A 21258-nucleotide genomic window follows, 5' to 3' on the forward strand; every position below is an offset into this window, starting at 1 on the left:
CCCGGGCGGGTGGGCTACCGCGCCAGGCGTAGCGGGAGATGTCGCCTGGCGTCCGACGCGCCGCCGGCCCGCCGCGCGGAGCATCGGCGGGTATGGAAGACATCCGCCCCGCCCGCATCCGGGCCGCCGACGCCGATCGCGAGCGCGTCGCCACCACCGTCCAGTCCGCCGGCGCCGAAGGCCGGCTCACCCTCGACGAGGTCGAAGAGCGCCTCACCCACGTCTATTCCGCGCGGTTCACCGACGAGCTGACCGCACTCACCGCCGACCTGCCGCGGCCCGTGCCGCAGTGGCCCGGCTTCCCGCTCTCCATGGCAGCGCTGCGCCGCCATCCGGCGCTGCGGCTGCACCTAGCCGTGGTGGTCGCCATCGCGGTGGTGGCGATCGTGCGGTGGGCCGTGCTGGGCGCCGGGTTCTTCTGGCCCGCGTTCCCGATGTTCTGGCTCGCGGCGAGCCTCTTCATTCATGCCGGGGTCCGCTCGGCACGGGAACGCGTCCGGACGCCTGTGCCATACTGAACCCATGCGGCACCACGCAAAGCGATTTTTCTACGGGACCCGGACCCCGGCTCCCGTGATCGCGTAGTGCCCGAACCCGCCATCACGCCAGCCCCGGAGTCCACGGACCCGGGGCTGTCGCCGTCCCTGGGGCCGGATCCGGGCTTCAAGGAAGAGGTTCCCGATGAACGCACAAGCGACGAACGCCGACGGCCAGCCCGCCGAGGACACTCCCGCCGGTGACGACATCGCGTCGCTGCGGCAGGAGATCGACTGGCTCGACAAGGAGATCCTGCGGCTGGTGAAGCGCCGGGTCGAGGTGTCCAAGACGATCGGGGCGGCGCGGATGGCCGCCGGCGGCACGCGCATCGTCTACAACCGCGAGATGGACGTCCTCGCGCGCTACCGCGAGCTGGGTCCCGACGGCCGTCAGCTGGCCATGGCGCTGCTGAACCTGGGCCGCGGGCGGCTCGGCCGGTAACGGTTGACCGAATTCGGGGTCTTCCCCGAGGCACCGGTGGCCCCGGTACGGGCAGACTGGGGCCATGGACTGGATCGTGAACCTCATCGCCGTCATCGTCGCTCTCGCGAGCGTGCTGGCCGCACTGGGCCATGTGGGTTATCTGGCCCTGCTCAACAACGCGGCGGGTAAGCGTGCCGGCGGTGCTCCGGTCGCGCAGTACGTCCGCGGCCGGTGGGCGGTTGCCGGCGGTACCACTGCGGCGTCACTGTTCGCCTGGCTGCTCACGGCCGGGGGAACGACGCTCGACATCTTCGCGATCATCGTCGCTGCGGGTAGCGGCGTGGTGGCCACGAAGGCGCTGCAGTCGACCCGGGATCGCTACCGCACCGGCGGCTGAATCCCGTTGAGCTGCGGCGATCGCGCTGCGTGAAGTTTCGCAGCGCCCGTCTCCCCCTTTCGGTCGCGCCCGACCGAGTGAAACCTCTGCAACTTGCAGGTTTGGGGGCGACTTTCTACGCCGGATGCTCCTAGGGTTGACGCCGTGAGGACCCTTGCGCCTGGGTCGGGCGACGCCCGGAAGGCGCGCGGGGGCACTGGCCCCGCGCGTCCATTCTCGCATGCGCGTGCATCTGCGCAGGATTCCGAACAGGATTCCGCGCGTGAGGGTGCTCCGTTCGGGTTGACCCGGCCCCGGCCGGCGTCAGACCCGGACCGGCGGGTGGTCGAGTCCGCATGAGCAACGGCACGGAGTTCCACGGCCGCGGCACCGCCCCCGCGCACCCCGGACGGCACCGGCAGGGCGTCACCGACGGCTGGACGCCGACGGCGCCGCCGTACCGCCCCGTGCGGCACTGCGCGGACGACACGGCGCCGATCGACGTGCCGGTGTCCGGCTCGCTCCCGCTCCCCCAGCCCAGCCGGCCGCTGCTGCCCCAGCCGCGCGACCGGCGGCCCGCGCTCTTCCCCGCCGCTCAGGGAAACCTGCCGCTGATCGAGACCCCCGCGGTCCCCGAGATCCCCGCTGCCCCCGGCTTCGGCGACCCGGGCCCGGGAACGGGACCCGTCTCGATGCCCGACACCGAGTCCCGCGCGGAACAGGCCGCCCGGCGCACCCGGGTGTCGCTCGCCACCCCGAAGCCGCGCTGCCCGGAGCCCGACGACGACGAGGTCCGGATCTACGCCGCCCCGCCGATCGACGCCATCGACGGGCTCGGCGGCTTCACCATCGGCTCGGTGCCCGCGTCGGTGACCCCGCCGAAGACGTGGCGGAAGGCGGCCTGGTTCGCCACGGGCGCGTCCGGTGCCGTGGTCGTCGGCCTGCTGTTCGCCGGGTCCTTCCTGATGGGCAAACCACCGATGGACCAGGCCGTCCAAGGCGCGTGGCCGGGTTACCAGGGCGCGCCGACGGTCGACGACCCGGTGAACGGCGGCGGCGACCGGCAGCAGCAGCCGACCTCCCGCCCGGGCGCGTCCGCGGCCGGCCCCGACAGCACTTCGCCACAGCAGCAGGACGACGCGACCAGGACGAGCAGCGGCGGGGGCGCCGGGCCGGTCGACGGCACGGTCCCGCCGCCCCCCGAACACTCTTCGGGCTCTTCGGGGTCGACGACCACCGGCGACACGGCCACGACGAGCGGCCTCCCGCAGAAGCCGCCGGTCACCGCGGCCGAGCGCGAAACCCCCGTGAAAGCGCCGTGGTGGTACTCCTTTCCGCCCGACGTCCAGACGCTGGGCGACAACTCGGAGAAGTTCTTCAACACGGTCACGACCGACCCCGGCACGGCGTCGACGGTGACCACCGGCGAGCTGCACGACCAGGGCCCGCACGCGCTCGCCGAGCGGTACGCCGGCATCGCGTACTTCGAGGTCAAGAAGGTCAGCATCGACCAGCAGCGCGGCGTCACGGTGAACACCGTCGAGATCACGCACGATGACGGGACCAAGACGATCGAGGAGCGCACGCTGACGTTCGGGGACGGCGACAAGATCAGCAGCGACGGTCAGTAGTCGATCTTGCACGTGCGGTTCGCCCGTTCCGATGCACGTGCGGTGCGCCCAGCGGTTATGCCTGGTCCGGGTGGGTGACATAAGCTGCCGCTCGTCGTATCGCGACGGCATTCCGGCGACAGAGCCTGGCGATTGCCGTCCGCACAGGGTTACCTGGCGACAGCGGCTCCGGATCCGGTCACAAGTCGGCCATCCGGAGCAACGGACATCCGGCCGAACGGCCGAGTGCCCGTCCCCGGAACCCAGAGCGAGGACTTTCGTGCTTGATCGGCAGCGCACTCGGCGTGAGGCACCCAACGCCGTCCGCGTCGAGGACGTGATCCCGGCCGAGATTCTCGACGGCGTCGGTGACGCCGATCGCGACTATCTCGAGCAGGTCTTCCGTGATCCGCAGAAGTTCCTGCCGCCGCGCCCGGAACCGGTCCGCGACGCCGAGCAGGCCGTTGACCAGGGTGAGCCGGAGAGCCGCTTCGCCCGCCGGGCCAAGCTGGCCGGGCTCCTCGCGGCCGGCGCGCTCGTCGCCGGGGCCGTCATCGCCGCACCCATGCTGACCAGCGCGCACCGTGCCGTCTCCGCGGGCGACGCGGCCACGCCGGCCGACTTCACCGGCGCCGCGGAACTCGGCGGCCTCGCCGTCCCGCAGCGCCAGGCCGGTGGCGGGGCGCCGGAGCAGTCCGGCCCGACCACGCCGCAGGGCACGCACTCCGGCGGCGCGCCGTCGGCCCAGGAGTCGACGTCCGGTGGCAGCCCGCAGCCGCAGGCGGCCCCGAAGTCCGACACCACGGTGCCGGACGCGGCGGCCGATCCGCGCAGCGCGACCCGGAAGATCCAGGCCGTCAAGAACTTCTACGCCGCGATCGCCAAGAACTCGGACGGCGCGCTGGCCCTGCTGAGCCCGACGCTGGCCGACGGCGCGGCCGGTGAGCTCGTCCGCACCTGGAGCGCGATGGACGCCATCGACGTCCAGGAAGCCGACACGCAGATCAAGCCGGACGGCTCGATCGTCGCGGTCGCCACGCTCCACCGGCCGGACGGCGCGCTGGTGCGCGTGACCCAGCTGTTCCGGGTCGCCGACACGGGCGGGTTGATCACCGAAGCCGAGCTCGTGTCCGCCCAATACATGTAGCCCAGCGCGATCACTCCTTCACCCGTGGTTCAAGTGCCTGTACCGGATTCGTGTGCGCAGAGTGAGCGCCTAGCCTTGTCACGCGTCGGTCTCGGAAATGCCGGCACACAGCCCACGACATGTGCATACGCTCCAGCGAAGCGGCGTGCGCCTGGCCGCGTCACCGGGAACCCATCCTCACGCCCTGGTGAAGTCGGAGCCCAAAGGGAGGTCGCGTGAGCGACGAGGGTCGCCTGGTCGCCGGTCGGTACCGCATCGACGGCCGGATCGGCACGGGCGCGATGGGGGCCGTCTGGCAGGCGCACGACGAAGTCCTGGGCCGCACCGTGGCCATCAAGCAGCTCCTGCTCCATTCCCACCTGGACGAGCACGACGCCGAGGACGCCCGCCAGCGCACCATGCGCGAGGGCCGGATCGCGGCCCGGCTGCACCACCCGAACGCCATCTCCGTGTTCGACGTCGTCACCGACGACAACGGCCAGCCGTGCCTGATCATGGAGTACCTCAACTCCACCAGCCTGGCCGCCGTGCTGCAGGAACGCCGCACGCTGCCGCCGACCGAGGTGGCGCGCATCGGCGCCCAGGTCGCCGCGGCGCTGCGCGAGGCGCACGCGGTCGGCATCGTGCACCGCGACATCAAGCCGGGCAACATCCTGCTCGGCGGCAACGGCGTCGTGAAGATCACCGACTTCGGCATCTCCCGCGCCAAGGACGACGTCACGGTCACCAAGACCGGGATGATCGCCGGCACGCCCGCGTACCTGGCCCCCGAGGTCGCCATCGGGGGTGATCCCGGTCCGGAGTCCGACGTGTTCTCCCTCGGGTCCACGCTCTACGCCGCGTGCGAGGGCCAGCCGCCGTTCGGCCTGTCCGAGAACACGCTGAGCCTGCTGCACGCCGTCGCCGCCGGGCAGATCAACCCGCCGCGCCAGTCCGGGCCGCTGGCGAGCGTCCTGGCCGTACTGCTGCACCCGGACATCGAGCACCGGCCGACCGCCGAGGAGTGCGAGGAGCTGCTCGCCGCCGTCGCGCGGGGCGAACTGCCGCTCGGCGGCCCGGCCGACGAGACCGTGCTGGCCCCCGCGGCCGGCGTGCTCGGCGCGGCCGCCCTCGCCGACCCCGGCGCGACCCAGATGTTCGACGAGATCCCCGCGGGCCACTCCGGCACGCTGCTGGGTGGCGGCGCGGCGCCGACGCAGGCCGTGCCGTTCTACGACGATGACGACTACGCCGAGGGCACCGGCTACCCCGAGGACGACTACGACGGGTACGACCAGTACCCGGAGGACCGCCGGTACGCCTCGACCGGCGGCGTCCCGCCCGGCCTCGCCGCGACCCGCGCGGTGCCCGTGCCGCCGCACGGCCAGCAGGACCCGTACGCGGACGACCAGTACGACGACTTCGACGACGAGCCGGCCCCGCCGCCGCCTCCCCCGCGGCAGCGGCCGCAGGCGAGCCCGCCGCCGGACGACGACGACAAGCCCGGGGCCTGGAAGCGCCCGGCGATCATCGGCGGCATCGTGGTCATCGGCCTGGTCGCGCTGGGCGTCTGGCTGCTGAGCCCGAACAACCCGGCGGCGCCTGTCACTCCGGCGTCGAGCAACAGGCCGACGGTCGCCGCTACCACGGAGTCGCTGCCGTCGACGACCGAAGAGCCGACGGATACGGTGACACTGCCGTCGACGACCGAGGAAGCGACCTCGTCGTCGAAGCGGACGACGCAGCGGCAGACCGAGCCGCAGCAGACGACTCCGAAGACCACGCCGAAGACGACGACGTCCGTGCCGACCACCAGCGAGGAACCGCCGCCGTCGAGCACGCCCCCGACATCCACGCCCGTCACGCCGTAACCAGAGGTTTGTGTTGAGTTCCGAAGGCACCATCGTCGGCGGCCGGTTCCGGCTGGACCAGCCGATCGGCCGCGGCCGCGCCGGGATCGTGTGGCTGGCGTTCGACACGCGGCTGTTCCGCACCGTCGCGATGAAGCGGATGTACCTCCCGGTCGGCGCCGGCGACCGCGCCGAGCAGGCGCGCGCGGCCGCGATGCAGGAGGGCAAGGACGCGGCCCGGATCGAGCACGCGTCCGCGATCAAGGTGTTCGACGTGCTGCCCGAGGGCCAGGACGTCTGGCTGGTGATGGAGTACATCCCGTCGCGCAGCATGGCGACGTTCCTCGCCGAGCACGGCCGGCTCACCCCGGACCAGGCGGCGGCGCTCGGGATCCAGCTCGGCAACGCGCTCGCCGCGATCCACGCGGCCGGGTTCGTGCACCGCACGCTCGAACCGGGCACCGTGCTGCTCGCCGACGACGGCGGCGTGAAGCTCACCGACATCGGCATCAGCGGCGGCGGGCCGAGCCCGGCGTACGTGGCCCCCGAGGTGGCGCGCGGCCTGCCGCCGTCGCCGCCTGCGGACGTCTTCTCCCTCGGCTCGACGCTCTACACCTCGGTGGAGGGCGTGCCGCCGTTCGGCGACGACGGGCAGTCTTCGGAGCGCCCGGCGCAGAACGCCGGCGTGCTCACCGCGGCGCTGCGCAAGATGCTGCGAGCGGACCCGGCGACCCGGCCGACGATGGCGGACACCGTCCGGGCGCTGAGCGCGATCACCGAAGGCCGGGAGACGGCGTTCATCCCGCCGACCGCGCCCGGGATCCCGCCGCCACCACCCCCGCCGCCCCCGCCCTTCAACCCGGCGCACACGCCCGCGGCACCGCCGCCGCCGTCGGGACCGCAGTACCAGCAGCAGATCCCGCTCAACACGCCCGCGCCCGGCTACTCCTCGGCGGAGGAGACGCAGCGGATGCAGCCGGTGCCGCCGTCGCAGCAGGCGACGCAGTACGTGCCCGCACCGGTTCCCCAGTCGCCGGCTCCGCAGTCCTCGCAGGCCTCGCAGCAGGCGGCGGCCACGGACGAGTGGAACCTCCCGGTGTCGAAGAAGACGCTGATCACCGTGGCCGCGATCCTCGCGGCCGTGCTGGTGGGCATCCTCGTCTCGGAACTGTTCTTCGTTTAAGCCACTTTCGCGGTCGCCGCGCGCATCGCTTCGAGCAGTGTGCGGACGGCCGGGTGCCCCCAGGCGCGTGACGCGACGGCGGCGTGGATCGCCCGGATCGGCTCCGGGTGGCGGATCTTGCGCACGACCACGCCGGGGTGCTGCGAGCCGAGCCCGAGCTCCGGGATCAGCCCGACGCCGATGCCGGCGGCCACGAACCCCTGCGCCGTCTGGTAGTCCTCGGACTCGACGACGACGTTCGGCGCGAAGCCGGCCTGCGCGCACGCGCCGAGCAGGATGTCGCGGCAGACGCCGGGCATGCCGTCGACCCCGACCCACGGCTCCTCGGCGAACTCCGTCAGGTCGATGACGCGCTTGCGGGCCAGCGGGTGGGTCTTCGGCAGCACGGCCCGGTACGGGTCGTCCAGCAGGTGCACCAGCTCGACGCCCTTGCCGGGCGGGGTCTTGCGCGGGAAGACGGTGATCGCGACGTCGGCCTCGCCCGACTCGACGTCGGCCAGCGGGTCCAGGGGTTCGACGAGCTTGAGGTCGAGGCGCACGCCGGGGTGCTCGCGGCGGACCGCGGCGATGGCGGGCGGGACCAGCGACGCGCCGGCCGTCGCGAAGTAGCGGATGGTGATGCGGCCGATGCGGCCCTCCTTGAGCTCGGTCAGCGCGGCTTCGGCCCGCGCGAGCTCGGTGCTGAGCGTCTCGGCGTGTTCGGACAGCAGCGAGCCCGCCGGTGTCGGCCGGACGCCGCGCCCGACGCGTTCGAGCAGCTCGGTGCCCGCCTCGCGTTCGAGCGCGGACAGCTGCTGGCTGATCGCGGACGGCGTGTAGCCCAGGTTGCGGGCCGCGGCGGTGATCGAACCGCTGGTGATCACGGCGCGGAGGACCTGCATGCGGCGGACGTCGAGCATGGCCCGATCGTACAGCTCGGCTTAAGTGTTCCTGCAGTTATTTGCGCTTGTCCTTACGTCTCGTGGGCGCGAAGCTGACGATGATCGTTGAAGGAGGACAGGGGTGGGCGAGACGAAGACCCTGCTCAGGATCGCCGCGCTGGCGCTGATGTGGGGCTCGAGTTTCTTCTGGATCAAGCTGGGGCTGGGGATGTTCTCGCCGGTGCAGCTGGTCCTGGCGCGGCTCGTGCTCGGCGCGGCCATGCTCCTGCTGCTGTGCAAGCTGCAGCGGGCCCGGCTGCCGCGCGACCGGCGGACGTGGGGGCACCTGACCGTCGCGGCGTTCTTCCACAACGCGCTGCCGTTCCTGCTCTTCGCGATCGGCGAAACGACGGTCGACTCCGGGATCACCGGCGTGCTGAACTCGACGACGCCGCTGTGGGTGCTGCTCGCGGCGCCGATGATGGGGACGTCGTCGCGGATGACCGGGACGCGCCTGGCCGGGCTGCTCGTGGGCCTCGGCGGGATCCTGCTGATCTTCGCGCCGTGGCAGGCGTCGGGCCTGCTGAGCTGGGGCGCGCTGGCCTGCCTCGCGGCGGCGGCGAGCTACGGCTTCGCGTTCGTCTACGAGGGCAAGTACCTGTCGGGGACTCCGCTGTCGCCGTACGCGCTCTCGGCCGGGCAGATGCTGATCGCGAGCGGGTTCCTGCTGCTGGCGCTGCCGGCGGGCGGGTTCACGCCGGTGCACTTCTCGGTGGGGCCGCTGCTCGCGATGCTGGTGCTCGGCATCGGTTCGACGGGCATCGCGTTCGCGCTGAACTACCAGCTGCTGGCGAGCGAAGGCGCGGTGGCGGCCTCGGTGGTCGGGTACCTGCTGCCGGTGGTCTCGGTGCTGCTGGGCGCGGTGTTCCTGGGCGAGCAGCTGAACCTGCGGGTGATCGCGGGAATGGCCGTCGTCCTCGGCGGCGTCGCGTTGACCCGGCTCCAGAAGCCGGAGCGAGGGGTCCTGGAGGAGCCCGGTGACCAAGCGGATGGGCTTGGTGACGACACCACCGGCCGCACGTCCAGGCCTCTCGCTCCTCTGGCGGACTGACGCTCCCTCGGAGTGCCGTCACGAACGGCCCGTTCGCGCAGCCCAAAACGCATCTTTCCTAGAGAAAGTGACGCCTCGAGGGCCGGATCGTGCATCTTTCCTGGTGAAAGTGGCGGCTGACGGGTTGCGGTCAGACCAGGCGGCGGTCGGAGGCCCAGCGGGACAGCTCGTAGCGGTTCGACAGCTGGGTCTTCCGCAGGACGCTCGACACGTGCGTCTCGACCGTCTTCACCGAGATGAACAGCTCCGACGCGATCTCCTTGTACGCGTACCCGCGGGCCAGCAGCCGCAGGACGTCGCGCTCTCGGGGGGTCAGCAGGTCCAGCTCGGGGTCGTTGATCGGGGCCGAACCGGGGCGGTCGGCGAACGCGTCCAGCACGAACCCGGCCAGCCGCGGGGAGAACACCGCGTCGCCGTCCGAGACGCGGACCACCGCGCGGACCAGTTCCTTCGACGAGATCGTCTTCGTGACGTAGCCGCGGGCGCCGGCGCGGATGACCGCGATGACGTCTTCCGCGGCGTCCGACACCGAGAGCGCCAGGAACACGATGTCCGGCAGCTCCGGGCGGACCCGGCGCAGCACCTCGGCGCCGCCGCCGTCGGGCATGTGAACGTCCAGCAGCACCACCTGCGGCTTCGTCCGGGCGATCCCGGCCACCGCCTCGGCGACCGAACCGGCCTCGCCGACCACGCGGACCTCGTCCGTGATCGAGTCGAGCTCGGTGCGGACGCCCGCGCGGAACAACGCGTGGTCGTCGACGAGGAAGACCTTGACCGGTTCCCGCTTGCTATCCGTCACGACTCTCCCTCACTGGCCCTGGCCCCCGAGCATAGCCGCCTCACGCCGCCCCCTTGCCCGCTTTCACCGGCATGGCGAGCTGCACTTCGGTGCCCTCGCCCGGCGCGGTCCGCAGCTTGCACGTGCCGCCGTGGCGGGTCATCCGGCCGCGGATCGAGTCGGCGAGGCCGTGGCGGTCGCCCGGGACGACGTCCGGGTCGAAGCCCTTGCCGCGGTCGCGGACGAACACCGTGACCGACGTCGGCTCGACCTCGGCGTAGACGCTGACCTCTTCGACCCCGGCGTGCTTGGCGGCGTTGACGATCGCCTCGCGCGCGGCCTGGACCAGGGCGATCAGCGCCTCGTCCAGCTCGGCGTCGCCGACCACGACCTGGCCGACGGAGATCGCGAAGGTGTCCTCGACCTCGCCGCACGCCGTCGCGAGCGCTTCGGACAGCTGTCCCGAAGTCTGGGTCTCTTCACCTTCGGCGGTCTTCTCGACGGGCTTGCCGTAGCCGTTCGGGCCGTAGAGCCAGCCGCGCAGTTCACGTTCCTGGCTGCGGGCGAGGCGCGCGACCTCGCGCGGCTGCTCGCTCTGCTTCTGGATCAGCGCCAGCGTCTGCAGCACGGAGTCGTGCAGGTGGGCGGCGATCTCGGCGCGTTCGTCGGTGCGGATGCGGGCCTTGCGCTCGTCGGACAGGTCGCGGACCAGCCGCAGCCAGAACGGCACGGTCAGCACGGCGACGCCGATCAGCGTCGCGATCACCGCGATCAGCGCGAACTGGACCTGGTCGAGGCTGCCGCTGCGGAGCACGACGACGCCGATGCCGGTGATCACCAGCGCGACGCCGGCGACGATCCGGATGGCCGCCGACCAGCCACCGCCCCCGAGGAAGGCGCCGGCGACGCTGTCCTTCGCGCCGGTGCGCCAGCGGCGGCGCTGCGACTCGTCGGCCTCGCGCCAGACGACGGCCGCACCGATCATGGCGACGGCGAGCGGCACGGCGACCCAGCCGCTGATGAACCCGGTGAGCGTCCCGCTGGCGACGGCGAGACCGACACCCAGCGCGATCAGCCCGAACGCCTGCTGACGCTCTTTCGACGTCGGCGTCCTCGCGGTTTCTTCGGACTGCTGCTGGACGAACACCCAGAGCAGGCCGTACGCGAGCAGGCCGGCGCCGTTGAGGGCGGCCAGCAGCGCGAACCCGGTCCGCACCCAGACAACGGGCACGCCGAGGTGATCGGCGAGACCACCGGCGACGCCGGCGATCGCCCGCCCGGACCGGCGCCGGAACATCTTCGGCGAGGGCGGGACGGTGACGGCCTGCGTCACCGTCTCGGGGACGACGACCTGGTCGTGGGACTCCTGCACGCCGTCCATGGTCACACGCGCGGACGTGGGGGTGCATCGGGGAAACCCCCTGATCCGGTGGATCGACGCGGCTTCCAGGGTCAGTGCCAGGGCGCCGGCCCGGTGCGGCTCGCCCACGCGGCGAGACCGTGCGCGTCGAAGAGCCGGATGCCGTGGTGCGCGGCGTACTGCCGGGCCGGCTCGGTGAACGTCGAGGTGGTGACCACGACGGCGACGCCGGCCCCGTGCACGGTGTAGCAAGTACCGCCGAAGCGCTGCAGGTCCGGGCTGGTGACCTTCTTCGTGGCGCCGAACCGCTTGGCCTGCAGCACGATCTTGCGCCCGTCGGGAGCGAAGGCGACGACGTCCGCCCCCAGGTCGCCGGCGCGGCCGGTGACCTGGGCGTGCGCACAACCGTCGCGGGTGCACAGGAAGGCCAGCGCTCGCTCGAACTCGCCTGATCCCATCGCGTGGTACCGGGCGATCTCCTGCGAGCGGGCGACGTCGAGCTCCCAGGCCTGCCGCGCCGTGCGGGCGCGCGACTGCTGCCACAGCACCAGCAGGTAGATCGTCACGCCTAGCACGGCGCTGCCGGTGACGATCGACGCGACGGGGTGCGCCGCGACCACACTCAGCACCGCGGCCGCCGCCACCGCGACCACGAAGACGCCCAGCGCGGCCACGGCGCAACCGGCCCCCGTGACCGGGTTCTGTTTTCGGGCCACTGCTCCTCCACGGTCCGCCGACGTTCGTGACAAGGTCGCGGCCGGGCGTCGCGCGTTACGGACCAAGCCCCCGGGACCCTCTCCGGGGAGAATCAGGGTCCTTCCCGGATGTCTCCGGGACCGCCGTCGCGCATGCTTTGGCCTATGAGTGGTGCGAGTGAGACACGGGCACCGAAGCCGAGTCCGTTGAACGGCTTCGAGGAGACCGTCAAGGACTTCTGGGGCAGCCGGCCGCGGCGGCCGCACGGTGGGCGCAAGGTCGCCGGGGTGGCCGCGGCGATCGGGAACCGGTACGGGATCGATCCCGTCGTGGTGCGGGTCGCCCTGGTGGTCGCGACGATCTTCGGTGGCTTCGGGGTGACCTTCTACCTGCTGGGGTGGCTTTTCCTGCCCGGCGAGAGCGACGACGTCTCGGGCTTCGAAGGGCTGATCGGGCGGGGGCGCTCGTCGGTGTCGCCCGCCTTCGCCGTGGTGCTGTCGATCCTGACCGTCGTGAGCGTCGGCGGGAGCTTCAGCGGCTCGTGGTTCGACGGCGGCGGCCTCATCAGCTTCGCGCTGCTCGGCATCGCGCTCTACCTGCTGCACCGCAGCCGGGGTCACGAGAACCGGCCGGCCCCGGTCACGCCGCGGTCGCCGGCCGCGGCCTTCACCGGGAACGGAGCCTTCACCATGACCGACACCGCGACCGCCGAAGCGCAGTCGCCGTCCCAGCGGGGCTGGGACCCCCTCGCCGCCGACCCGGCCGGCTGGGACCTGCCCGACGCACCGTCCTACCGGGAACCGCCGCCGCCCGTGCCGCCCAAGGCGTTCAAGGCACCTGTGCCCCGCCACCGCTCGAAGGTGGGCTCGGCGACGTTCGGCCTGGCCGTCGTGACCGCCGGTGGCGGCGTGCTCGCGAACCTCAACGGCGTCACCTGGTTCTCCGCGCAGCACATCATCGGGCTGGTGCTCGGGGTGGTCGGGATCGGCCTGGTCACCGGCGCGTTCGTCCGCGGCGGGCGGGGCCTGATCGGGCTCGCGGTGCCGCTGGCGATCGTCGGGATGATCCTGACGACGGCGCCGTTCCAGAACTTCGACTTCCGCGGCGGTGCCGGCGACCTCAACGTGACGCCGGTCGTGGCGACCGACGTCAAGCCGCTCTACCAGCACGCGGCGGGCGACATCGACCTCGACCTGACCAAGCTGCCCGTCGGTTCGCCGATCACCACGAACGTGGTCAACGGCGCCGGCAACTCGACGATCACCGTGCCGGACACGGCGGACGTCACGTTCGACTGCCGTACCGGCGCCGGTACGGCGGAGTGCTTCAACCGGTCGACGGACGGCATCAGCCAGGACTCGCTGACCGGGACGGACTACGGCACCGACGGCGTCGGCGGCCAGAAGATCACCCTGCACGTGTCGAACACGGTGGGCGACGTGGAGGTGCGCCGTGGCTGACCAGAACCCTTACGCCTACGACAATCCCGCCGAGGCGGCGCCCGCGCGGCGCGGCGTGGACTTCTTCACCCTGATCGTCGGGGTCGCGACGCTGCTGATCTCGGCGTACGTCCTCTCGGACGGCGCGAGCTGGCTGCCGCACTTCGACTTCCGCTGGGTGATCGCGGGCGGCGCGGTGTTCGTGGGGCTGATGCTCCTGGGCGCGTCGTTCGGCGGCAAACGCCGACGCTGAGCCAAAACACACCACTCTCTCGAGGCCCCGGATCCCACGCCGGGGCCTCGAGTCCGTCTTAAGGCCTTACTCCCACTCGATCGTGCCCGGCGGCTTGGACGTGACGTCCAGGACCACCCGGTTGACCTCCGCGACCTCGTTGGTGATGCGGGTCGAGATCCGCTCCAGGACCTCGTACGGCAGGCGCGTCCAGTCCGCGGTCATCGCGTCCTCGGACGACACCGGACGCAGGACGATCGGGTGGCCGTACGTGCGGCCGTCACCCTGGACGCCGACGCTGCGGACGTCGGCCAGCAGCACCACCGGGCACTGCCAGATGCTGCGGTCCAGCCCGGCCGCCGTCAGCTCCTCGCGGGCGATCAGGTCGGCCGCGCGCAGGGTCTCGAGGCGCTCGGCGTCGACCGCGCCGATGATGCGGATGCCCAGGCCGGGGCCGGGGAACGGCTGGCGCTGGACGATCGTCTCCGGCAGGCCCAGCTCGGTGCCGACCTTGCGGACCTCGTCCTTGAACAGCAGCCGCAGCGGTTCGACGAGCTCGAACTGCAGGTCGTCCGGCAGGCCGCCGACGTTGTGGTGGCTCTTGATGTTGGCCGTGCCCTCGCCGCCGCCGGACTCGACGACGTCCGGGTAGAGCGTGCCCTGGACCAGGAAGCGGTAGTCGCCCTCGGCCTTGAGGTCGCGCTCGGCCTGCTCGAAGACGCGGATGAACTCGCGGCCGATGATCTTGCGCTTCTGCTCCGGGTCGGTGACGCCGGCGAGCGCGTCGAGGAAGCGGTCGCGGGCGTCGACGGTGACCAGGTTGACGCCGGTGGCGGCGACGAAGTCCTGCTCGACCTGGGTGCGCTCCCCCGCCCGCAGCAGGCCGTGGTCGACGAACACGCAGGTCAGCCGGTCGCCGATGGCGCGCTGCACCAACGCGGCGGCGACGGCGGAGTCGACGCCGCCGGACAGGCCGCAGATCGCGCGGCCGTCGCCGACCTGCTCGGTGATCCGCTGGACCTGCTCTTCGACGATCGACGACGTCGTCCACTGCGGCTTGATGCCCGCGATGTCGTGCAGGAAGCGGCGCAGCACCTCCTGGCCGTGCGGCGAGTGCGCGACCTCGGGGTGGTACTGGACGCCGGCGAAGCGGCGCTCGACGTCTTCGAAGCCGGCGACCACGGCGCCGTCGGAGGAGGCCGTGACGACCGAGCCCTCCGGGGCCTTGGTGACGCTGTCGTTGTGGCTCATCCAGGCGGGCTGGCGCGCGGGCAGGCCGGCGTGCAGGACACCGCCGTCGCCGGTGACGCGGACCTCGGTGCGGCCGAACTCGCGGACGCCGGTCGGCTCGACGACGCCGCCGAGCGCGCTGGCGAGCAGCTGGTGGCCGTAGCAGATGCCGAAGATCGGGACGCCCGCTTCGGTGAGCTTCGGGTCCATGCTCGGGGCGCCTTCGGCGTACACGCTCGAAGGGCCGCCGGAAAGGATGATCGCCGAGGGGTTCTTCGCGAGGAGCTCCTCGACGGACGCGTTGTGCGGCACGACCTCCGAGTAGATCTGCGCCTCCCGGACGCGCCGGGCGATCAGCTGCGCGTACTGCGCCCCGAAGTCCACGACGAGAACCGGACCGGTGGGACTGGGCACCTGGGAACCTCCTGGCGACGGTGGGATTCGCCTCCATCGTCCCAGGTGGGCCGGGTCACCCGGGCCCCGCCCCCACCGTCGAACGAGGACAGCCGCTGTCCGCGAAAGGCTCTACGGTCTGCGGCATGACTGTCGATTGGACCACCCAGCTCGCCGACCAGCTCGACTTCCACTGGCAGAACTTCTTCCGCCCGAAGCTCGACGGCCTCACGGACGACGAGTACCTGTGGGAGCCGGTGCCGGGCTGCTGGACGGTGCGGCCGCGCAAGTCGGACGACGAACCCGGCTCGGGCGAGTTCACCATCGACTTCGCCCACCCCGCGCCCGAACCGCCCCCGGTCACGACGATCGCCTGGCGGCTCAGCCACATCCTGGTCGGCGTGCTGGGCATGCGGACGGCGTCCCACTTCGGCGGTCCGGCGATGGACTACGACTCCTGCGTCTACCCGGGAACGGCCGCCGAGGCGCTGGCCCAGCTCGACGAGCTGTACGGCCGCTGGATCGCGGGCGTGCGCGCGCTGGACGCCGAGGGCCTCGCCCGGCCGTGCGGCCCGGCGGAGGGCCCGTACGCCGCGGAACCACTGGCCACGCTGGTCCTGCACATCAACCGCGAGACCCTCCACCACGGCGCCGAGGTCCTGCTGCTGCGCGACCTCTACCGCAACCGCTGACCGAAGATCCTTGTAACGCCGAGTCACCGCCGGTGCGACTCAACGGGTGGAAGGTGGCTCCGACCGGGACCGCCGCCGAGGGGGACCCGCGCATGCTCTACCGACTCCGCCCGTCCGGCCGGCTGACCTGGTGTGACGTGCCCGGGTACGCGGTCTGCCGCGCCGACGACCAGCCGCCGCCCGACTGGGAACGGCTGTCGTGGGTGCCCGCCGAGACGCGGGCGTTCAGCAACGACCTCCTGCGGATCGCCGCCCGGCACGGCGTGCGCTCGGGCAGCGGGATCGTCCTCGACGCCCGGCACACCGAGGACCTGGGCCGGGCCGACGAGCTGCGCTGCGACCGGATCGCCGCCGCCCACGCCCGGGCGGAGCTGCGCAGCGGCGCGGGCGGGCAGCCGGTGGGGGTGCTCGGCTCGGACACCCGGTGGGAAGCCCAGGACTGGGACCGCACCGAGGAAGCCGCGTGCAAGGCCGAGGCGGACCTCGCCGAGATCCTCGCCGTGCCCGTGCAGCCGCACCTGGTCGCGCACTGGCGGCAGCTCGGCGGTCACTACCCGGACTGAGTCGTGAGTGTTCAGGGCGGTTCTAACCGCCCTGAACACTCACGACGGGCCGCGGCAGGAGCGCGAAGCCGAGCGCCATGCCCAGCAGGCAGGGCACGCCGTGGTTGTCGTGGACGACCGTGTCGACCACGGCCAGCACCGGCAACGCCCACGCCAGCACCCGGAACTGCATCGGCAGCACCACGCCGTAGTGGCGTGACGCCACGATGACCAGCACGGCCAGCGCGCCGAGCAGGCCGGCGACGCACATCGAGTTGCCCGCGCCGACCGGGTTGAGCCAGACGTAGCTCATGAACTGCCCGAACCACCCGCAGCCGAAGTACAGCACCAGCCACCGCCACCGGCCGAAGGCGCGCTCGGCGAGCGTGCCGAACACCGCCAGCCAGAGCAGGTTCGAGACCAGGCCGAACGCCCAGGCGTCCTGGAAGAACATGCCGGTGAGCAGGCGGTACCACTCGCCATCATTGATGCGCGCGGCGTCGCGCACGACGTGGTCGTACAGCGGCGGGTGCACCAGCTGCGCGATCCCGCACGCCAGCGTCACCAGGAAGACCACGCCCGTCAGCACCGGCAGGCGGGGCCCGGTGGCGAGGGCCCCGAACGGGTTGCGAGCTGCGGCGCGAGTGGTCATGACGGAAAATCTAGGGGCGACGACGTGGTCGCACCCCCGACGTTTGTCACGTTCCACCCGAGAAAGGCACCTGCATGCGAGCGACAGTCATCTACGGCGCCGGCGACGTGCGGGTGGAGACCGTCCCCGACCCGAAGCTGGTCGAGCCCACCGACGTCGTCCTGCGCGTCGTGCGGTCCTGCATCTGCGGCAGCGACCTCTGGCCCTACGCCGACATGAAGCCGAGCGAGCACGGCCGCCGCATCGGGCACGAGTTCCTCGGCATCGTCGAGGAGACCGGCGCCGACGTCACGACCGTCGCGAAGGGCGACCTCGCCGTCGCCCCGTTCCTCTACTCCGACAACACCTGCGAGTTCTGCCGGGAAGGCCTCCAGACGTCCTGCCTGCACGGCGGCGGCTGGGGCTCGAAGGGCGTCGACGGCGGGCAGGGCGAGGCCGTGCGCGTGCCGCAGGCCGACGGCACCCTGGTCAAGCTCCCGCACACCGAGGACGACGCGCTGCTCTCGTCGTTCCTCACGCTGTCGGACGTCTTCTCGACCGGCCACCACGCCGCGGTGAAGGCGCGCGTGAGCGCGGGCCAGAACGTCACCGTCATCGGCGACGGCGCCGTCGGCCTCTCCGCCGTCCTCGCGGCGAAGCGGCTCGGCGCCGACCGGATCGTCCTCATGGGACGCCACCAGGCGCGCACCGACCTCGGCCGCGAGTTCGGCGCGACCGACGTCGTCGCCGAGCGCGGTGACGAAGGCGTCGAGAAGGTCCGCGAGCTGACCGGCGGCCACGGGACGCACGCCGTGCTCGAGTGCGTCGGCACCAAGGGCGCGTTCGAGATGGGCATCGGGGCCGTGCGGGCGGGTGGCGCGGTCAGCCGCGTCGGCCTGCCGCAGTACGACGAGGGCCCGATCGGCGTGGGCGTGTTCCGCCGCAACGTCACCGTCACCGGCGGGGTCGCGCCGGCCCGGCACTACATCCCCGAGCTGCTGCCGGACGTCCTCGACGGCAAGTACCAGCCCGGCAGGGTCTTCGACCGGACCATCGACGTCGAAGGCGTCCCGGACGGCTACCGGGCCATGGCCGGCCGCGAGGCGCTGAAGGTGCTCATCAAGCCGTGACCCGTCCGGGTGGGGGTGGGCGGGGTGCGACTCGGCCGGGCCCCCACCCGGATTACGTTGGTACGCATGGACATGATCACCCCCGAGCCGCGCCCCGCCTGGATCGCCGGCCGCCCCGAACCGGGCGCGACCACCCTCGTCGTGCACCACCCGTACGACGGCAGCGAGGTCGCCACGGTCGCGGTTCCCGGGCCGGAGCAGGTCGAGCGCGCGGTCGTCGCCGCGGTGGCGAGCGCGAAGGAGCTGCGACGGCTGCCCGCGCACGTCCGGGCCGGCGCGCTCGAGCACGTCTCCCGGGTCCTCGCCGCCCGCGCCGACGAGATCGCCGAGGTGATCACGGCGGAGAACGGCAAGCCGCTGAAGTGGGCCGAGGCCGAGGTGAACCGCGCGGTGTCGGTGTTCCGCATCGCCGCCGAGGAGGCCCGCCGCTTCACCGGCGAGGTCCAGCGGCTCGACACGGACCCCGCGGGCGAGGCGCGGCTGGCGCTGACCCGCCGCGTCCCGCGCGGGCCGGTGCTCGGCATCGCGCCGTTCAACTTCCCGCTCAACCTGGTGGCGCACAAGGTCGCGCCGGCCCTCGCGATCGGCGCGCCGATCATCGTCAAGCCCGCGCCGCGGACGCCGCTCTCGTCGTTGATCCTCGGCGAGATCCTGGCCGAGACGGACCTGCCCGAGGGCGCGTTTTCCGTGCTGCCACTGGGAAACGAGGAAACGCAGGCGCTCGTCGCCGACCCGCGGCTGCCGGTCGTGTCGTTCACCGGCTCCGGCCCGGTCGGCTGGTCGATCCGCGACGCCGCGCCGCGCAAGCACGTCGTGCTGGAGCTCGGCGGCAACGCGGCGGCCGTCGTGCTGCGCGACTGGCCCGACCCCGAAGGCGCCGCGCACCGCATCGCCACCTTCGGCAACTACCAGGCCGGGCAGTCCTGCATCGCCGTGCAGCGGGTGATCGTGGACGCCGCGATCGCCGGCGAGTTCGTGCCGGAGCTGCTGGAAGCCGTGCAGTCGCAGCGGACCGGCGACCCGTACGACCGCAACACCGACGTCGGCCCGGTCGTCGACGAGGCCGCCGCCGAGCGGATCGTCGCGTGGGTCGACGAGGCCGTCGCGGCGGGTGCGAAGCTGCTCACCGGCGGCACGCGGGACGGCGCGACCGTCGCCCCCACGCTGCTCACCGACGTCCCGCCGGACACGAAGGCGTGGGCTGAGGAGATCTTCGGCCCGGTGCTCGCGGTGTCCGTTGTGGACGGTGTGGACGAGGCCTTCCGGTCGGTCAACGACTCCGCGTACGGGCTGCAGGCCGGTGTCTTCACCACCGACGTCCAGCTGGCCTTCCACGCGTCGGCGGAGCTGGAGGTCGGCGGCGTGATCATCGGCGACGTGCCGTCCTACCGCGCCGACCAGATGCCCTACGGCGGGGTCAAGGGCTCCGGCGTCGGCCGCGAGGGCGTGCTCGCCGCGATGCACGACCTCACCGAGGAGCGCGTCACGGTGTTCACCGGCATCGACCTCTGACTCAGACCTGGATGCCCTGCCCGAACCGGAAGACGTTGAAGGGGTCGTACTTCTTCGCGACGTCCTGCAGCCGGTTGACGTTGTCGCCGTAGTAGGCGGTCTTCCAGTCGGGCAGGGCCGGGTCGATGTAGTTGACGTAGCCGCCGCCCGCGCCGGCCGCGGCGAGGCCCGCGACGACGTCGGCGACGGACTGGCTCACCTTGGCCTGGTTCTTCGCCGTCGCCTGCGCGTAGACCTGCACGCTGGCCAGCGCGTCGCGGTGCCAGAACGCGGTGGCGTTCTTGGCCGGTTCGCCGACCTTGCCGCCGAGGCCGTCGATGAGCAGGTCGGTGCCGGCGCGGCCGGTGGCGAGTGCGACGACCTTGGCCGCGTCGACCGGGGCCGTGATGATCCGCGACGACCCGAGGAACGACTGGCGGTCCGAGCTGCCCTCGAAGTACTTCATGGCGCCGAGGTAGTCGAGGCTGCGGACGGTGCGCTGCGTCGGCTTCGCGCCGGCGTTGGTGGTCAGGTTGTTCAGCAGCGTGTTCAGCCCGGACGCGCCGCCGACGTAGCAGCCGCCGACCCGGCACTGGACCGGCGAACCGCCCGAAACGACCAGGTTCGCCCACAGCTCCGGCGGCATCGCGGGAATCCACTGCTGCCACGCGTTGAGCACGTCGGCCGCCGACCCGACCGGGAAGTGCAGCGAGAACACGGTCAGGTTCGGCGCCGGATCGGTGTCGAAGGTGAACTCGGTGACGACGCCGAAGTTGCCGCCACCGCCGCCGCGCAGCGCCCAGAACAGGTCCGGCTCGGACGTCGCGGACGCCGTCACGAGCTTGCCGTCGGCCGTGACGACCTTGGCGGAGCTGAGGTGGTCGCAGGTCAGGCCGTACTTGCGGGCGAGCACGCCGATGCCGCCGCCGAGGGTCAGCCCGGCGATCCCGACCGTCGGGCACGACCCGGCGGGCAGCGCGCGCCCGGCCGCGCCGAGCGCCGCGTAGACGTCCTTGAGCTTCGCGCCGGCACCGATCACGGCCTTGGTGCCCTGGACTTCCACCTTGTTCATCGCGGACAGGTCGATGACCATCCCGCCCTCGGGCACGGAGTACCCGGCGTAGCTGTGCCCGCCGCTGCGCGCGGCGATGCTCACGCGGCCGGCGATGGCCTGGACGCACGCCTGCACGTCCCGGGCGGTCGAGGCCTGGGCCACGGCGACGGGGTTGCGGCCGTCGAAGAGCGGGTTGAAGGCGTGCTTGGCGGTCTCGTAGTCGTCGTCGCCCGGGCGGAGGAGGCCACCGGTCAGCCGGGTGCGCAGGTCGTCCCAGTTCGGCGGCCCGGTCGGCGGCCTGCTGGTCGTCGGCGAGGCCGGGGGCGCGGTGGTGGGCGCGGTCGAGCCCACGGGCACCGGGCTGCCGCCGGTCGAGCAAGCCGCGGCGACCGCGCCTACCGCCGAAACGCCCGCGATCCGGAGGAACGCCCTTCGGTCCAGGTCCATACGGGGGTAGACGTCCGGCTGTCCGGCGGGTTGTCCCGCGTCCTGCTCGCTGTCCACATCGGACTCC

At 72.4% G+C, this 21258-nt stretch carries 21 protein-coding genes; 14 read left to right on the top strand and 7 right to left on the bottom strand.

Annotated elements, in window-relative coordinates; translation table 11 throughout:
- The first annotated feature begins 92 nt into the window (after positions 1–92).
- The 7 genes from OG570_RS07135 (at position 93) to OG570_RS07165 (ending at position 7105) form a co-directional block, all read left to right on the top strand.
- Complete coding sequence (locus OG570_RS07135; RefSeq protein WP_326946085.1) at positions 93–518, top strand: DUF1707 SHOCT-like domain-containing protein; 426 nt, start codon at positions 93–95, stop codon at positions 516–518.
- 163 nt (positions 519–681) lie between these two features.
- Entirely contained in the window at positions 682–978 is a 297-nt protein-coding gene (locus tag OG570_RS07140; RefSeq protein WP_247060676.1) for a chorismate mutase, read from the top strand.
- Between the two features lie 64 nt (positions 979–1042).
- A complete protein-coding gene (locus OG570_RS07145; RefSeq protein ID WP_326956024.1) occupies positions 1043–1357 on the top strand; it encodes a hypothetical protein in 315 nt (104 codons plus the stop codon).
- A gap of 335 nt (positions 1358–1692) precedes the next feature.
- Positions 1693–2967 carry a hypothetical protein gene (locus OG570_RS07150; protein WP_326956025.1) on the top strand — a complete coding sequence of 425 codons (1275 nt, stop codon included), beginning with the start codon at positions 1693–1695 and terminating at the stop codon, positions 2965–2967.
- A 259-nt stretch (positions 2968–3226) separates the two neighbouring features.
- The gene (locus tag OG570_RS07155; protein WP_326946083.1) at positions 3227–4093 is read left to right on the top strand and encodes a hypothetical protein; all 867 of its coding nucleotides are present in this window, start codon (positions 3227–3229) and stop codon (positions 4091–4093) included.
- A 215-nt stretch (positions 4094–4308) separates the two neighbouring features.
- Positions 4309–5943 (top strand): serine/threonine-protein kinase, encoded by a 1635-nt coding sequence (locus OG570_RS07160; RefSeq protein WP_326956026.1) that lies wholly within the window; start codon positions 4309–4311, stop codon positions 5941–5943.
- A gap of 13 nt (positions 5944–5956) precedes the next feature.
- A complete protein-coding gene (locus tag OG570_RS07165) occupies positions 5957–7105 on the top strand; it encodes a serine/threonine-protein kinase (RefSeq protein WP_247060671.1) in 1149 nt (382 codons plus the stop codon).
- Here the strand turns inward: OG570_RS07165 and OG570_RS07170 are convergent.
- On the bottom strand, positions 7102–8004 hold the full coding sequence (locus OG570_RS07170) for a LysR family transcriptional regulator (RefSeq protein ID WP_326946079.1): 903 nt from the start codon (positions 8002–8004) through the stop codon (positions 7102–7104). The two genes, OG570_RS07165 and OG570_RS07170, sit on opposite strands and share 4 nt — an antisense overlap.
- Before the next feature lie 103 nt (positions 8005–8107).
- Between OG570_RS07170 and OG570_RS07175 the strand changes: the two genes are divergently transcribed.
- Positions 8108–9076, top strand: coding sequence for a DMT family transporter (locus OG570_RS07175; protein WP_247060669.1), 969 nt, complete (start codon positions 8108–8110; stop codon positions 9074–9076).
- A 130-nt stretch (positions 9077–9206) separates the two neighbouring features.
- Here OG570_RS07175 and OG570_RS07180 read toward each other — a convergent pair whose 3' ends face one another.
- The 3 genes from OG570_RS07180 to OG570_RS07190 form a co-directional block, all read right to left on the bottom strand.
- Entirely contained in the window at positions 9207–9875 is a 669-nt protein-coding gene (locus tag OG570_RS07180; RefSeq protein ID WP_247060668.1) for a response regulator, read from the bottom strand.
- Positions 9876–9915: 40 nt separating this feature from the next.
- On the bottom strand, positions 9916–11241 hold the full coding sequence (locus OG570_RS07185) for an ATP-binding protein (RefSeq protein WP_247060666.1): 1326 nt from the start codon (positions 11239–11241) through the stop codon (positions 9916–9918).
- A gap of 65 nt (positions 11242–11306) precedes the next feature.
- Positions 11307–11930: a restriction endonuclease gene (locus OG570_RS07190; RefSeq protein ID WP_326956027.1), complete on the bottom strand. Its 624-nt coding sequence runs from the start codon at positions 11928–11930 to the stop codon at positions 11307–11309.
- A gap of 144 nt (positions 11931–12074) precedes the next feature.
- Between OG570_RS07190 and OG570_RS07195 the strand changes: the two genes are divergently transcribed.
- Together OG570_RS07195 and OG570_RS07200 are read left to right on the top strand one after the other, a co-directional pair.
- Positions 12075–13370, top strand: coding sequence for a PspC domain-containing protein (locus tag OG570_RS07195; protein WP_326956028.1), 1296 nt, complete (start codon positions 12075–12077; stop codon positions 13368–13370).
- Complete coding sequence (locus OG570_RS07200) at positions 13363–13602, top strand: hypothetical protein (RefSeq protein ID WP_326946076.1); 240 nt, start codon at positions 13363–13365, stop codon at positions 13600–13602. Before OG570_RS07195 ends, OG570_RS07200 begins: the two co-directional genes overlap by 8 nt.
- A 66-nt stretch (positions 13603–13668) precedes the next feature.
- On the opposite strand, the gene guaA is transcribed toward OG570_RS07200, so the two are convergent.
- Positions 13669–15225, bottom strand: a complete 1557-nt coding sequence (gene guaA / locus OG570_RS07205) for a glutamine-hydrolyzing GMP synthase (protein WP_326946075.1) — start codon at positions 15223–15225, stop codon at positions 13669–13671.
- 125 nt (positions 15226–15350) lie between these two features.
- Here guaA and OG570_RS07210 point away from each other — a divergent pair, with 125 nt between their 5' ends.
- Both OG570_RS07210 and OG570_RS07215 read left to right on the top strand, forming a co-directional pair.
- A complete protein-coding gene (locus OG570_RS07210; protein WP_326956029.1) occupies positions 15351–15896 on the top strand; it encodes a DinB family protein in 546 nt (181 codons plus the stop codon).
- Positions 15897–15988: 92 nt separating this feature from the next.
- Positions 15989–16459 carry a hypothetical protein gene (locus OG570_RS07215; protein ID WP_326956030.1) on the top strand — a complete coding sequence of 157 codons (471 nt, stop codon included), beginning with the start codon at positions 15989–15991 and terminating at the stop codon, positions 16457–16459.
- Between the two features lie 22 nt (positions 16460–16481).
- Here OG570_RS07215 and OG570_RS07220 read toward each other — a convergent pair whose 3' ends face one another.
- A complete protein-coding gene (locus OG570_RS07220) occupies positions 16482–17090 on the bottom strand; it encodes a rhomboid family intramembrane serine protease (protein WP_326956031.1) in 609 nt (202 codons plus the stop codon).
- A gap of 74 nt (positions 17091–17164) precedes the next feature.
- Between OG570_RS07220 and OG570_RS07225 the strand changes: the two genes are divergently transcribed.
- Both OG570_RS07225 and OG570_RS07230 read left to right on the top strand, forming a co-directional pair.
- Positions 17165–18199 (top strand): zinc-dependent alcohol dehydrogenase family protein, encoded by a 1035-nt coding sequence (locus OG570_RS07225; protein WP_326946071.1) that lies wholly within the window; start codon positions 17165–17167, stop codon positions 18197–18199.
- Positions 18200–18265: 66 nt separating this feature from the next.
- On the top strand, positions 18266–19711 hold the full coding sequence (locus OG570_RS07230; RefSeq protein WP_326956032.1) for an aldehyde dehydrogenase family protein: 1446 nt from the start codon (positions 18266–18268) through the stop codon (positions 19709–19711).
- A gap of 1 nt (position 19712) precedes the next feature.
- Here the strand turns inward: OG570_RS07230 and OG570_RS07235 are convergent, their stop codons facing one another.
- Positions 19713–21248 (bottom strand): FAD-dependent oxidoreductase, encoded by a 1536-nt coding sequence (locus OG570_RS07235; RefSeq protein WP_442788252.1) that lies wholly within the window; start codon positions 21246–21248, stop codon positions 19713–19715.
- Between the last annotated feature and the right edge of the window lie 10 nt (positions 21249–21258).

The organism is Amycolatopsis sp. NBC_01286, assembly GCF_035982555.1.
GTDB lineage: Bacteria > Actinomycetota > Actinomycetes > Mycobacteriales > Pseudonocardiaceae > Amycolatopsis.

What these genes read in the sequence shown, in the direction of transcription:
- OG570_RS07150 (WP_326956025.1), top strand. Translation starts at nt 1,693, where the DNA reads ATGAGCAACGGCACGGAGTTCCACGGCCGCGGCACCGCCCCCGCGCAC.
- OG570_RS07145 (WP_326956024.1), top strand. Translation starts at nt 1,043, where the DNA reads ATGGACTGGATCGTGAACCTCATCGCCGTCATCGTCGCTCTCGCGAGC.
- OG570_RS07225 (WP_326946071.1), top strand. Translation starts at nt 17,165, where the DNA reads ATGCGAGCGACAGTCATCTACGGCGCCGGCGACGTGCGGGTGGAGACC.
- OG570_RS07135 (WP_326946085.1), top strand. Translation starts at nt 93, where the DNA reads ATGGAAGACATCCGCCCCGCCCGCATCCGGGCCGCCGACGCCGATCGC.
- OG570_RS07195 (WP_326956028.1), top strand. Translation starts at nt 12,075, where the DNA reads ATGAGTGGTGCGAGTGAGACACGGGCACCGAAGCCGAGTCCGTTGAAC.
- OG570_RS07220 (WP_326956031.1), bottom strand. Translation starts at nt 17,090, where the DNA reads ATGACCACTCGCGCCGCAGCTCGCAACCCGTTCGGGGCCCTCGCCACC.
- OG570_RS07230 (WP_326956032.1), top strand. Translation starts at nt 18,266, where the DNA reads ATGGACATGATCACCCCCGAGCCGCGCCCCGCCTGGATCGCCGGCCGC.
- OG570_RS07210 (WP_326956029.1), top strand. Translation starts at nt 15,351, where the DNA reads ATGACTGTCGATTGGACCACCCAGCTCGCCGACCAGCTCGACTTCCAC.
- OG570_RS07170 (WP_326946079.1), bottom strand. Translation starts at nt 8,004, where the DNA reads ATGCTCGACGTCCGCCGCATGCAGGTCCTCCGCGCCGTGATCACCAGC.
- OG570_RS07140 (WP_247060676.1), top strand. Translation starts at nt 682, where the DNA reads ATGAACGCACAAGCGACGAACGCCGACGGCCAGCCCGCCGAGGACACT.
- OG570_RS07215 (WP_326956030.1), top strand. Translation starts at nt 15,989, where the DNA reads ATGCTCTACCGACTCCGCCCGTCCGGCCGGCTGACCTGGTGTGACGTG.